The following is a 13,235-nucleotide window of genomic DNA, read 5'->3' on the forward strand; positions in this document are numbered from 1 at the left end:
CCCTTAGCAATTTTAAAAAACATATATTTAAATTTAAATACAACTAAGTAAACTTTTATTCAAGTTACATTTTTAGTAAACTAAGAGGACGATTTTGCTACAGCTACTAATGCCGGGCGAAGTAATCTGTCTTTAATAATATATCCTGCCTGAATGACTTGAACAATACTCCCTTCAGGTTTTTGAGCATCGGGAACCTGTACGATCGCCTGGTGGAAATTATGGTCAAACAGTTGTTCTAACGGATAGATTCTTATTATACCGTATTTTTCAAAAACACTAGCCAGAGAGTTTTTAGTTAGCTCAACTCCTTCTAATAAGGCTTTAAGAGTTGAATTGGCTTCTATTTCATTTTGCGGAATATTATCAATAGCTCTATGCATATTTTCCTGCACTTCAATTAGGTCTCTGGCAAAGTTGGAGATTGCATATTTATGATTATCTTCGAGTTCTTTTTCGTGCCTTTTACGTAAATTCTGGTTTTCTGCCTTTTCCCTTAGAATTAGTTCTTTTAAAGATTTAATTTCTTCTTCCAGTTTTTTGCTAATTTCCATTAAGCTGTTTTCTACCAAGGTTTCTTCTTGGTTTTTACTTTGCTCCTGAGCTTGAATCTCGGTATTTTCAGGGATTTTATTTAATTCACCGGTATTATTTTCATCATGTATAATTGGCATATTGTTCCTAAAGTTTTATTAATTTTATGCAATGAATTTAGTGCGTATATTAAAAATTTTCAAGATCAAAGCTCTTAATATAATTGATTTATATTATACTTTTCTAGTATTATTAAATTAATGGGGTTATTAATAACTTAAAAAATAAATTCGGAGGGTATTATAATGTCAAAAAGACATAAAATTGCGCTTATAGGGGGTGGTAACATAGGTGGAACACTAGCACATCTTGCTGCACTTAGAAATCTCGGGGATGTAGTAATCCTTGATAAAACAGCAGATTTTGCTTGCGGCAAGGCACTTGATCTTGAACAAAGCACACCGGTGGAAGGTTATGATTGTTCTATAACCGGCACTTCGGATTATAAAGATATTGAAGGTGCGGATGTAGTCATAATTACCGCAGGTATAGCCAGGAAACCCGGCATGAGTAGAGATGATCTTTTAGGTATTAATAACAGTGTAATGAAGATGGCCGGAGAAGGCGTTAAGAAGCATTGCCCGAATGCCTTTGTTATTGTGGTGACTAACCCGCTCGATGTTATGGTTTATGCATTTCAAAAAGCAAGCGGATTGCCGCATAATAAAGTGGTAGGGATGGCAGGTGTTCTTGATTCCGCAAGATTCAGATTGTTTATTGCAAGAGAACTCGGTGTATCGGTTGAAGATGTCAGCGCCTTCGTTTTAGGCGGACATGGTGATAGCATGGTACCGCTCGTAAGATATACTACCATTGCAGGTATTCCTCTTCCGGATATTATTAAAATGGGCTGGGTTTCTAAAGAAAAAGTTGACCAAATCGTTCAGCGTACTAGAGAAGGTGGTGCTGAGATTGTGAAGCTATTACAAACCGGATCTGCATTTTATGCACCGGCTACTTCGGCAATTGAAATGGCGGAATCTTATTTAAGAGACAGGAAAAGAATACTGCCTTGCGCAGCTTATTTAAACGGAGAGTATGGCGTTAAAAGTTTATATGTCGGCGTGCCTGTCGTAATTGGCAGTAAAGGAGTCGAAAAAATTGTCGAAATCCAATTAGACGGTGAAGAAAAAGATAAGTTCGATAGTTCCGTCGGTGCGGTAAAAAGTTTAGTCGATGCACTTGATGCTTTGCCAAATTAAAGTAAGATGATTTTAATAATATAGAATCTCGTAAGCCGGTTTAGTTCAATTTAAAGCCGGCTTTTTAAATGTAAACAATATGATAAAAAGAATAATCAACAAAGTTTTACGTAACTTATTTGACTCCCGAGGAGCGGTTATAGGCCCTAGAATGAAATCCGGAGTAGATATTAAAGAAGTACGTTTATCTAAAGGTTTTAAGTTAAAAATTTATAAGCCTACCGCAAATAAATCAGGTAAAGCTTTACCGGTATTTATATATTATCACGGCGGCGGGTGGACTATAGGGAGCCTAAAAGCTTATGGCCCTATGCTTAAGTATTTATGCTATCATACGGGTTTTATAGTGGTGGGAGTCGAATATAGAAAAGCTCCCGAGCACAAATTCCCTCAAGCGGCTTATGATGCATTAGAGGGTTATAATTGGGTGATTAATAATATTGAAGCTATAGGAGGCGATATTAGCAAGATAATGATCGGCGGTGATAGTGCAGGAGGTAACTTAACCTGCGTAGTTTTAAATTACTTACAGGATAAAAAGCAGCCGCTCCCGATAAAACAAGTACTAATTTACCCGGTGCTTGATGCAAGTGAAGAGGGAATAAAGCGAGCACGGGAAAGTAAAAGATGGTGGGTAGGGAAGTTAGGTAGTAAGATATTAGATTACCAGTTAAGCCTATATACTAACACTCCTGAAGACCTAAAATCACCGCTTATGTGCCCTAATATTTCAGACTTAGACTTAAGCAATACGGAAACTCTCATAATCACCGCAGAGTTTGACCCACTATTTATCGGAGCAGGAGACTATATTAAAGCCTTACAAAAAAATAGTTATTCGGTCATTCATAAACATTATGCCAAAACTTTCCACGGGTTTATTAACTTTGCAGGGGTCTCCCCAAAAGGTTTATCCGCTTTAAGGGAAATCGTTAAGTTTTTACTAGAGTAGATTATTATTTTTATATCTCTTTTTCTTTACCTTTGTCTCTTTCTGCTTTTATTCTATCTACGAATTCTGAAGTTTTGACTCGTTTAGCAATTGGAAAAAACCTTTTAATATTTTGGCTATGGTCTCTTGCAACTTCTTCAAGTTTTCTTTTTTCAATTTGCTCGTCCCGTTGTTGTGAACTCATGGAGGCGTTTTCTTTAATCGTTTCATTAAGTTCTCGAATAGCATCAACAAAATATGGCTGGGGGTTTTTAAAAGCATTTAAAACGCTTATAAGATTATCGCGATCTTGCTTATAAAAAATATTAGTAATTAAAATTCTTTCCAGATTTTGAATCATCATGTTTAAAGGTTGATTGCTTAAAATAATCTGATGGATAAAATTTTTAAAATTGTCCTCTTTTTCTAAATCGGTCGGAAATTTCCCAGGTTGTAAATATTGAGGTAGCTCCCTATAAGATTTTAAAGTGAATTCAAACTTCCTCTTATTATCTTGCCTTCCATTTCTTGCAAGATCACAATCAAACATTGAAGTCGGGCAAGGAGTAGGGAAATTAATCGGGAATCTACTGTGAAGCATCCCGGCAATGAACGGGGATATAAGTTCATTAAGTTCCTGCATAGTTTGTTCAACTTCTTTTTTTATCTCATCAAACCAGGGTTTTAATTGATCCGCTACAGGTAAGCCTTTCATAAAATATTCCCAACCTGAAGGTATACCTTTTAACTTGAAATAAGATTTTAATATTTGTAGAACATTTGAATTATAATTTTCTTTTTTTTCTTCTTCATAATCTTCTTGATCATGTGCGTCCTCATCCAAACCTGCATAATCCTTATCAAATAAAGCTTCTGCTGTAGTAATAAACCCTTGCATTTTTATGAATTTTATTTTTAGTGCTTTTTGTTCCGCCGTTGTTTCATCAAGAATAGAAGGATTACAATGAGCTTTAGCTCCGTGTAATATAAGCAGCTTAAATAATTCATAGTTGCCTTTTTCAAATGCTAGATCTAAAGGGCTACTACCGTTATTATCCTTAATATCAACATCTGCTCCATAATTTAATAATATTTCAGCCATTTCTTTTCCGTAAGGATTTTCTGCCGCATAATGAAGAGGTGCGTAACCGGAATGACCGTCCCTTGCATTAACATCTGCATTATTTCTTAGTAATATTTCAATTATATCAATTGTATCTTTATCTTCCAAATTACTATCTTCCAAATTATTCACCGCTCTATGAAGGAGAGTATCAAGGCCAATATCTTCGTCAATTTTAGCGCCGCTTTGAAGAAGATATTCTATTATTTCTTTCCTTTCAGAATTCAACATTTCTAGGAAATGACTAAGTATAGACTGTTGATACTCCCCGCAATATACATAATTAAGATTTGCTCCATTTTTAACTAGGAGTTCAACCATCTCTTTAGTATTAGCTTGAAAAAGAGGAGGCATCGCCCTCTCTCCGATTAAATTCACGTCAGCACCATATGCAATCAGTAACCGCGCTATCTCAATATGATTACCTATAACTGCATTATTAAGTAACGTATCTTGTAAATAACCTTTACTAACATAATTTAAATCAATTTCTCCCTGATTGTTATCCAGGCACAACTGCACGATTTGTAAATGTCCTTTTTTCACGGAATTTACTATTATCAATTTCAAATCTTCTTTGATTGCTGCAATCAGCTCGTTTTTAGAAGTGCTATTGATAAACTCTTCCATTTGTTCAGGGGTTGCTTTCTCAATTTTTTCCAATAAAATTGACTTCAGATTTTTTTCTATATTGAAGCTTATATCTTTTTCAATCATAGTGATGCTCTTAATTTTTTATCTATATAATTAACGCATTATATATTTTTTCATTATGTTTAGGAAGTCCTTTGCTGAAATTTAATAAATTTGTTACTAAATCTGATAAAAAACAAAAAAATATTAAGAAAGCCTATTATTAGAGATAAGTTGTTCAACCAGCTTCTCTTCAGCCGTTTTCAGGTCTTTATATTTCATCAATGTATTATTAATCATGACGGCAATAGCGTATCTTGGTTTTCCTTGTTTGTCATTAATAAACCCGACTAAGCAGCTCGTGTTTTCCATATAGCCCGTTTTGGCAAGGATTGAACCTTGGTTTATTATTAAACTATCGGTAAAACGAGCTTTAAGTGTGCCGTTACATGAGGAAGAGGGAAGGGCGTTTAATAAAGTTTCTTTTATTGCTTGCGGCTCCTGATTAATTTTTTTAAGTAAGGAGATAAAAATATCAGCTGAAATAAGGTTTTTTCTGGAAAGCCCGGAACCGTCCTTCAGTTGAATTTCAAGTTCTTTATTTTTAAGCTGTTGTGCAATGAAGTCATAAAGTATTTTAGTTCCCACCTTAAAACTACCGACTTTATTTTTTCGAGCCGCCAATGTTTTAAGCAAAACTTCACCAATTAAATTATTTGAGTCTTGAAGAAACGTTTTAAGCATTTCATTGAGCGGCCGAGATTTAAAACTGAAAAGCAGTTTGGCGGAAGAAGGTGTTTTATCAAACTTAATTTCCTGAAAAGCTATATGATCCCGCTTCAAATAAAACTTAACCAAATGTTGTACCCATAATTTCGGATTTTGGATTGCAATTTTCAGTATCTCGGGTGAAGAGCCCTTTAATGAACAACCGTATAGGTTATAAATATTTCCGTCATTAGAGGTAAGCTCTAATTCGCATTGCGGGTCTTTTTTTTGAATTAATTTAACATGATTTATAATTTTGGGGTAGGGGCTATATTCGGTTAATTGAAAAGTTGAGCCTTTTTCTTTAAGCTTCAGAGTAAAAGCATTTTGATCGATTACAATTGCAGAGACGGGTGCTGAGAATGCAAAATTCTTATCTTCTATATTCCACCCATCAGCATAATATTTATCATCAAAGCGGCTATCATCTATTATTATATTCCCCTTAATTTTTGTAATCCCTTTTTCTTTAAGTTTTCCGGGAATGGAAGCAAGGTCTTTTTGCGAAAAATCCGGATTGCCATCGAAGGTGATATATAAGTTGCCGTGTAAAGTTTTGTTTACCACTTTACCTTGAGTTGAAAATTTGGTTTCAAAGCGATAATTATCCCCTAATTCTTGTAAAGCTGCATATGCGGTAATTAGTTTTTGAGTGCTTGCCGGGGTCATAAGCTTCTCTGGATTATGTTCGGCAATAACTTTTGAAGTTTTTAAATCAACAAGTTTGTATGAATAAAAGTTAGTTTCTTCCGCATAACTTATTTTGCTTTGTAATACTAAACATATAAGCAATAAACCGATTTTATACATAAAAACTTTTGTAGTTATTGGGTTGGTAAAAATAAGAAGTATAATTAATTTTTTTTTAACACAAGTTTTTTATTATTACTCAAAGTTTGTATGTCAAATAGACTTCTTAATTTTAATGCGTTATGTAAATAAAAATTATACTATATTAAACCAAGCAGAAAAACAGAAGAGATGAAAAATTTTGATTGCTTAAGTGAATTGGAACTTTTTTGCGCATTATCTACGGATGTAGATGAGATCAAAATCACTGCACTTAACTACAAGGATTTATTATTAAAATTGGAGGAAATCTATGAGAAATTATTTCCTTATACTTTTAATCTTTTAATAACAGGTTCTCATCCAATAGTTGATAAAGAAAAAGTATTACATTTAGAAAACCTTTTAGAAAAGCTGGAAAAAACTATTTCTCTTATTCCTCTAGCGGCGTTAGCAAATTTTTACTATGAGTTTATGCACTTAAAGCCTTTTGAATATGGAAATAGTATAGTACTAAGGACATTTGTTTTTAAGCTCTCTAAATTTATCGATATGAACCTTGATTTTAGAGTTCTAACCGATAGAGAAGCCAAAGAATTAATAGCCAATAAAAGCTTGGGCTCAATAACTAAAATATTAGAAAAAGCAGCAAACCGCAAATACCCAACTAAAGAATTGAAAATTAGACACCCATGGCCGAAATGGCCGGAGGCCTCGTTTAAAATCAATGATAAAAACTTCCTATGTTTTGAAGGTAAGTATTTAGTTGCAATAGACGGTACTTTGTTGCCGATTAAAAATATTAAAGAAGCATTAGAGAACGATGATTGCATAGATTCTCTTAAATATAAAAAAAAGCTTTTTTCGATCTCGACAAAAAAAGCGATTGACGGTATTCCGATTAAGCTGAGCAAGGTACCGCTCGTGAGCTTAAATCATGATATATTAACCGGGTTAAGTATTGATAAAGAACTACCTATCTTAGTAAATGCGATTCGAAAAAATAATATTTCATTACCGGAGCTTCCCGGAAAGATAAATGAGATTAAGAACAAAGAAGACAACTTAGTAATTAATATTGCTGAGAGAGCTTCTGAGCGCCTGGTACACACCCTAAAGCTTATAAAGCATATAGCTAAAAATGCATTTACAAACAAGCAACCGACTGTAGAACATGATTTGTTTATAACTATGGGAGGAAGCGGTTCAGGCAAAGGTTTATTAAATGAGATAGCTTTGGAAGCCTCGGATAATAACCTTGTTGAAGCCTCACTTGATAAATCCAGGTATTTTAGCTTCATATATAAATTATTAATTGCTTGTCAGCATCATAATGATGATTATAAAATTATTGCGCAGTTTGCTTACGTGCTTAGAGACACAATACTGAACTATGCGCTTGCGGAAGGATATAACTTATTATTTGACGGATCAGGAATTCCATATAAAGGGAGATATGACCATCTGGTCGAAATTTTTAAAAATTCCGGTTTTAGGACGCATATATTAGTTGCTGAAACCCCATTTTACCTTATTCATTCAAAAAATAAGGGAATAGATTCCTACCATAAAATAATTAATCGCTTCAGATATTCAAAAGACCATAGAGCTTTACCATGGCGAATTGCCATTCAAAAACACGCCGGTCAGCCGCAATCTCAACTTAATGCTGCTTGTGACAAAAATGTTAAGTCTTTTTTTATTATTGATACTTTACCAAAAAAAGAAAAAACATATATATTAGCTTTTACTAAAGATATTAATAAAGATAATTTAACCCATTTTTTAGAATATAAAAATCAGCCGGAGAAACTATTGGAGTATATAATACAAAAGCAGTTGCTTCCTAATAAGCGGATAAATAATATTATACCCGAAATGCTTGATTTCTTAATATGCACGAAACTTTCCCGCCAATCATATAGAGTGCTGATAATAACAAACAAGCAACGCTTTATTGAATCCCTAAAAAAGTGCTTGCTAAATACTGAATCAAAGGGGAAAGAAGATATATTCTTTAACCCTTTTCCTTATTTAATCCCTGTAATTGATTTTGAGTATAAGTATTAGTTGCCTTTCATTTAACTATTACTTATAAAAGTTATAGCTTGCTTTTAAACCGTGTATAACAAATTTTTCCAAATGCATATCTATCATAAATATTTATTTAAAGCCGTATTTTTGCAGTTTATTGCCGTTTTAGCCACGCTTACCGGTATAGTTTGGATTACACAATCAATGAGGATTGTCGATCTTATAGTAAATAAAGGAATTAACTTTTTAGATTTTTTAAAAATTACTATGCTCTTAGTTCCGTATCTGGTTTTTATTATTATTCCTGTGGCGCTGTTTTTCTCCGGAATTTCGGTAGCTTATAAATTTCTTTTAGATAAAGAAATGATAATATTAAAAAGCATAGGTCTAAGCGATTTTCAAATTGCCAAACCCTTTTTGAATTTAGCAATTCTTATAGTATGCTTAAGTTATATTATTTCTTGTTATGCGCTTCCTTTAAGCTATGGGAAATTTAAAGATTTACAAGTATATTTCAGGAATAACTATGCTTCGATATTGCTTGAAGAGGGGGTGTTCAGTTCCCAGGTTAACAAGCTGACATTATATGTTGATAAGAAGATAGATGAGAAAACATACGGCGGAATTGTGGTCTATGATAACAGAGAAGTCAATAACCCTAAAGTAGTATTTGCCAAAGAAGGGAAGATTTTTAAGTCACAAAACAATTCCTGGTTTGAATTATATAACGGCAGCCATCAGGAAAAGAACATTTCCGGGGATGGGCTTTCAGTGTTATATTTTGATAAATATTCCATCAACTTTAGCCTTTTTGAGGAGGATTATATCAGAACAATCGAACCGAATGAAAAATATATTACTGAACTGTTTGATATATCTCCCGATGAAGAAAGTAAACGAAATAAATTAATCAGCCATGGTCACTTTAGGCTTTCTTGGCCGCTGAATTCGTTAGCGTTGATGATGTTGGCAACCTCAATGTTAATTACCAATAGGTATCAAAGAAAAGAGGGAGTTTATAGAAATCTAGCAGTAGGTATTTTAGGCATCGGATTTATAATTCTATCTATTTTATTTAATAATTTTACTCTGCATAATTTAAACTTTGCGGTACTTATGTACTTAGCGCCCGTTGCACTGATGATGTTTGCATTAATACGTTTTAAGAGGGCTAATAACCTTTGAAAATATTTAAAAGAAAAGGGGCTTACAGAATATAAAATTGAGATTTAACCCCTTTAAACCTTTTAACTGCTTATGCTACCTTTTTATAGTAAATTAATTTATAAATCAGAGAAGCCTATTATAAGAATTTTAACCCTTCTTTATCTCCGAGAACTTTAATATTGCTATTTTCCTTAACTACTCCGGCTAGTAATTTTTCCGCAAGCGGATTTTGGATGTAGTGCTGGATTACTCTCTTCAGCGGTCTTGCCCCGAACACAGGATCGTACCCCTTATCAGCAAGCCAATCTTTAGCCGTATCATCAACTTCAAGAGTAATTTTTTTCTCTTTTAGTAGGGCTATTAAGCGTTTAAGTTGGATATCAACAATTTTGTGCATATGCTTACGAGCCAGGCGGCTAAATAATATAATCTCATCAAGCCGATTTAAAAACTCAGGCTTAAAAGCGCCTCTTACTACTTCCATTACTTGGTTTCTGGCTTGCTCAACTTCTACACCTTCAGGAAGGGCTGCAATATATTCGGAACCTAAGTTAGACGTAAGGATAATTACAGTATTTCTAAAATCAACCGTTCTGCCCTGGCCATCGGTTAACCTCCCTTCATCCAACACTTGGAGCAGTATATTAAACACGTCGGGATGTGCTTTCTCAATTTCATCAAAAAGCACTACCTGATAAGGCCTTCTCCTTACTGATTCGGTTAACACTCCGCCTTCTTCATAGCCGACATATCCCGGAGGAGCCCCGATCAGCCTTGCCACGCTATGTTTTTCCATAAATTCAGACATATCAATTCTTACCATTGCTTTCTTATCATCAAATAAGAATTGGCATAAGGCTTTGGTAAGTTCGGTTTTACCGACTCCAGTAGGCCCTAAGAATAAGAAGGAGCCAATCGGTTTTTCATAATCGGCAAGGCCGGCACGTGATCTTCTTACTGCGCTTGCTATTGCTTTAACCGCGTTATCCTGACCGACTACATATTCCTTAATATGCTCTTCCATGTGTAAAAGTTTCTCTTTCTCTCCTTCAAGCATTTTATCTATCGGTATTCCCGTCCATCTGGAAACTATGGAGGCAATATCATTTTCAGTAATAGTTTCTTTTAGCATTTGCATATCTTTTGAACTTTCGGCTTCCTGTACTTTCTTCTCCAGCTCAGGAATTATTCCGTATCTGATTTCTCCGGCTCTTTCATAATTGCCGGATCTTTGTACTGTTTCAAGCTCAATTTTAGCTGCATCAAGTTTTTCTTTATTCTTCTTAAGCTCGTTGATCTTGAGTTTCTCCGCTTGCCATTTGCTGTTCAAATCAAAAGCTTTGGCTTCAACTTCAGCCAGATCTTTCTTCAACTTTTCAAGCCTGGTTTGTGAAGCAGGATCTTGTTCTTTTTCTAATGCTGAAATTTCTATTTTAAGCTGAATTATTTTGCGATCAAGTTCATCTAAAGCTTCCGGCTTACTATCAACTTGCATGCGAAGTCTGCTGGCCGCCTCATCAATCAGGTCGATTGCCTTATCCGGCAAAAATCTTTCGGTGATATAGCGATTAGAAAGCGTGGCAGCTGCAACAATTGCGCTATCACTAATTCTTATCCCGTGATGCATTTCATATTTTTCCTTTAGGCCGCGCAAAATCGAGACCGTATCTTCAACCGTGGGTTCAGGGATAAAAACGGGCTGAAAGCGTCTTGCAAGAGCTGCATCTTTTTCAATATGCTTTCTGTATTCATCGAGCGTAGTTGCGCCGATACAGTGAAGTTCGCCTCTGGCAAGAGCAGGCTTAAGCAGGTTGGAAGCATCCATCGCGCCTTCTGCAGCTCCGGCGCCGACAAGAGTATGTAGTTCATCGATAAACAGTATGATTTCTCCTTCAGCTGCTGAAACTTCATTTAAAACTGCTTTTAGCCTTTCTTCAAATTCTCCTCTAAATTTTGCACCGGCAATTAGTGCACCCAGATCTAAAGAAAAAAGCTTTTGATTATGCAGGTTCTCAGGCACGTCACCTGCAACCATTCTTTGAGCTAACCCTTCTATGATTGCGGTTTTTCCGACTCCCGGTTCGCCGATGAGCACGGGATTATTTTTAGTCCTACGGGATAGTACCTGCATGGTTCTTCGGATCTCTTCATCTCTTCCGATGACCGGGTCAAGTTTACCTATCTCGGCAAGCTTAGTGATATCTTTGGCATATTTCTTTAACGCCTCAAATGTAGCTTCTGCATTTGCGGAATTTGCCGTTCTGCCTTTACGCATTTTTTCAATGGCGCTACTAATCTTACCTTCGGTAATGCCTGCGCTTTTTAGAATATTAAAGCTTTCAGTATCTTTTACTTTAGCTAAGGCTTGCAGAATTCTTTCTACAGTAACAAAGCTATCATTAAATTTGTTAGCTAGGTTATTTGCTTCTTCTAATACTTTAGCCGTTTCAGGCGAAAGAAAAAGTTGACCGGCACCTGAGCCGGAAATTTTCGGTAGTTTATCCAAGCATGCTTTAACTTCAGCTTCTATTAACTTAGGATTTGCATCACAGGCGGTAAGTAGACTTGCAATAAAATCATCATCTTCTTTTAACAATGCATACATAATATGCTCAGGCATAAATTTTTGATGATTGCTTGCAACGGCACTGGTTTGCGCGTGTTGTATTACTTCTCTGGCTCTTTCAGTAAATTTCTCAAAATTCATCTTATTACCTTTTATTTCTCTGTTGAATAAATATGTAGTAAAGATATTTACTTTTTTAAAGAGTAGTTAATTAAGAAAATTTACATATCATTTTTTCAAAGTTAATCTCAAGCATATGTTTTTTTATAAAAGAGCAGGAGGGCTATGCTCTTAGCACACATAAGTATCTTGGTATAGAATATGAATTATTCTCAATTAGTTGTGTCATAAACCCAAGGTTTTGATAAAAACTTACAGATTCGTTATCAGTCTCTGCTTCAATTATATTTAAATCATATTTTATAGGTAAAGTTTTTATTACTTTTGTTCCGATGCCTTCTTTTTGAAAATCTGGTAAAATACTTATATGCTTTATAATTCCTTTATTGAGCATTAGCTCTATACCTAAAATACCTATTAATTCATTGTTCTTTTCAATTCCAAGTAAATCGGTGGAATCCGTATGAAGATAATAATTAATGGTATCTTGGACTTTTTCTTCTGTGCTTGGATAAGTACATGATGAGAATAGAGTTTTAATTACATCAATATAAGAATTCTGATTCAGTGCAACCTTCAAATCAATAAGAGAGATTTCATCCATATCAAACGCTTTGATAAAAAATTAATAAAATTTTCATAAATACTGCTTGAACGTTAATTAATTTGGGCAACTTATAAAGTTAATATGTTAAGTTGGCAATAGAATTATATTATTTTTTAGAAAAGAAAAAGGTTAGGAAATAAACCGGGTTCATATTTGAATTGCTATTGAGCCATGTATATACACGGCTCAAATACTTAAGATTTAAGCAGTAATTTCTTCAAGCCATTTTTTATGTCTGCGCTCATCTTCTCTGGCATTTTTAATGAAGTCATCCGCACTGCTTGGTCTATCTTCATGATTAAGCATTCTTTCATAAGCCGTATTAGTATCTTCTTCAGCAGCAAGCATTGCTTTTAAAATTGAGTTATCACCAATTAAGTTTGCGATCGCTACTTTTCCTATCATAAGCACTTGCTTACCGCATGGACCATCAGTAAATTCTTCGCCGCTTGCCTTTAAAAGATTTCTGATTCCTTCAATGTGGCGTTCATGGTCGGCTTTAAACTCATTTAATTTAGCTTTATAGTTTTCATCATTAAGTCTATCAATTGCAGCTGTATAAGTTTCAGTTGCATCATATTCAAGTTCCAATAAATCTTTTAATGCGTCTGTAAATCTAGCTTGGGTGCCTACTAATGTAACCATAGTTGTTCTCCTATTATTTATAACTTTTATTGATTTTATTGATTTTAGGGGTGTTT

The 13,235-nt window shown here is 34.6% G+C and carries 10 protein-coding genes; 4 read left to right on the top strand and 6 right to left on the bottom strand.

The window, feature by feature from the left end; genetic code table 11:
• Positions 1-80: 80 nt before the first annotated feature.
• Positions 81-674, bottom strand: coding sequence for a nucleotide exchange factor GrpE (grpE, locus tag I862_RS00300; RefSeq protein WP_038537607.1), 594 nt, complete (start codon positions 672-674; stop codon positions 81-83).
• Positions 675-839: 165 nt separating this feature from the next.
• On the opposite strand from grpE, the gene mdh reads away from it, so the two are divergent.
• Together mdh and I862_RS00310 are read left to right on the top strand one after the other, a co-directional pair.
• Entirely contained in the window at positions 840-1,796 is a 957-nt protein-coding gene (mdh, locus tag I862_RS00305; RefSeq protein WP_038537610.1) for a malate dehydrogenase, read from the top strand.
• A gap of 79 nt (positions 1,797-1,875) precedes the next feature.
• Complete coding sequence (locus tag I862_RS00310) at positions 1,876-2,748, top strand: alpha/beta hydrolase (RefSeq protein ID WP_038537613.1); 873 nt, start codon at positions 1,876-1,878, stop codon at positions 2,746-2,748.
• A 10-nt stretch (positions 2,749-2,758) separates the two neighbouring features.
• Here the strand turns inward: I862_RS00310 and I862_RS00315 are convergent, their stop codons facing one another.
• Entirely contained in the window at positions 2,759-4,567 is a 1,809-nt protein-coding gene (locus I862_RS00315; RefSeq protein WP_038537615.1) for an ankyrin repeat domain-containing protein, read from the bottom strand.
• A 123-nt stretch (positions 4,568-4,690) separates the two neighbouring features.
• Positions 4,691-6,061, bottom strand: a complete 1,371-nt coding sequence (gene dacB, locus I862_RS00320) for a D-alanyl-D-alanine carboxypeptidase/D-alanyl-D-alanine endopeptidase (RefSeq protein ID WP_038537618.1) — start codon at positions 6,059-6,061, stop codon at positions 4,691-4,693.
• A 171-nt stretch (positions 6,062-6,232) separates the two neighbouring features.
• Here dacB and I862_RS00325 point away from each other — a divergent pair, with 171 nt between their 5' ends.
• Both I862_RS00325 and I862_RS00330 read left to right on the top strand, forming a co-directional pair.
• Positions 6,233-8,110 carry a zeta toxin family protein gene (locus I862_RS00325; RefSeq protein ID WP_038537621.1) on the top strand — a complete coding sequence of 626 codons (1,878 nt, stop codon included), beginning with the start codon at positions 6,233-6,235 and terminating at the stop codon, positions 8,108-8,110.
• Between the two features lie 72 nt (positions 8,111-8,182).
• Positions 8,183-9,259, top strand: coding sequence for an LptF/LptG family permease (locus I862_RS00330; RefSeq protein WP_038537624.1), 1,077 nt, complete (start codon positions 8,183-8,185; stop codon positions 9,257-9,259).
• 118 nt (positions 9,260-9,377) lie between these two features.
• On the opposite strand, the gene clpB is transcribed toward I862_RS00330, so the two are convergent.
• The 3 genes from clpB to I862_RS00345 form a co-directional block, all read right to left on the bottom strand.
• Complete coding sequence (gene clpB / locus I862_RS00335; RefSeq protein WP_038537627.1) at positions 9,378-11,948, bottom strand: ATP-dependent chaperone ClpB; 2,571 nt, start codon at positions 11,946-11,948, stop codon at positions 9,378-9,380.
• A 142-nt stretch (positions 11,949-12,090) separates the two neighbouring features.
• Positions 12,091-12,531 (bottom strand): GNAT family N-acetyltransferase, encoded by a 441-nt coding sequence (locus I862_RS07710; protein ID WP_052646256.1) that lies wholly within the window; start codon positions 12,529-12,531, stop codon positions 12,091-12,093.
• A gap of 204 nt (positions 12,532-12,735) precedes the next feature.
• Positions 12,736-13,179 carry a ferritin-like domain-containing protein gene (locus I862_RS00345; protein WP_038537630.1) on the bottom strand — a complete coding sequence of 148 codons (444 nt, stop codon included), beginning with the start codon at positions 13,177-13,179 and terminating at the stop codon, positions 12,736-12,738.
• Positions 13,180-13,235 lie beyond the last annotated feature (56 nt).

Source organism: endosymbiont of Acanthamoeba sp. UWC8, assembly GCF_000730245.1.
Taxonomy (GTDB): Bacteria; Pseudomonadota; Alphaproteobacteria; order Rickettsiales; family Midichloriaceae; genus Jidaibacter.

Bases quoted from the DNA above. Each gene is read 5' to 3' on its own strand.
- grpE (WP_038537607.1), bottom strand. From the start codon at position 674: ATGCCAATTATACATGATGAAAATAATACCGGTGAATTAAATAAAATC.
- I862_RS00310 (WP_038537613.1), top strand. From the start codon at position 1,876: ATGATAAAAAGAATAATCAACAAAGTTTTACGTAACTTATTTGACTCC.
- I862_RS00345 (WP_038537630.1), bottom strand. From the start codon at position 13,179: ATGGTTACATTAGTAGGCACCCAAGCTAGATTTACAGACGCATTAAAA.
- I862_RS00315 (WP_038537615.1), bottom strand. From the start codon at position 4,567: ATGATTGAAAAAGATATAAGCTTCAATATAGAAAAAAATCTGAAGTCA.
- I862_RS07710 (WP_052646256.1), bottom strand. From the start codon at position 12,531: ATGGATGAAATCTCTCTTATTGATTTGAAGGTTGCACTGAATCAGAAT.
- mdh (WP_038537610.1), top strand. From the start codon at position 840: ATGTCAAAAAGACATAAAATTGCGCTTATAGGGGGTGGTAACATAGGT.
- I862_RS00330 (WP_038537624.1), top strand. From the start codon at position 8,183: ATGCATATCTATCATAAATATTTATTTAAAGCCGTATTTTTGCAGTTT.
- dacB (WP_038537618.1), bottom strand. From the start codon at position 6,061: ATGTATAAAATCGGTTTATTGCTTATATGTTTAGTATTACAAAGCAAA.
- I862_RS00325 (WP_038537621.1), top strand. From the start codon at position 6,233: ATGAAAAATTTTGATTGCTTAAGTGAATTGGAACTTTTTTGCGCATTA.
- clpB (WP_038537627.1), bottom strand. From the start codon at position 11,948: ATGAATTTTGAGAAATTTACTGAAAGAGCCAGAGAAGTAATACAACAC.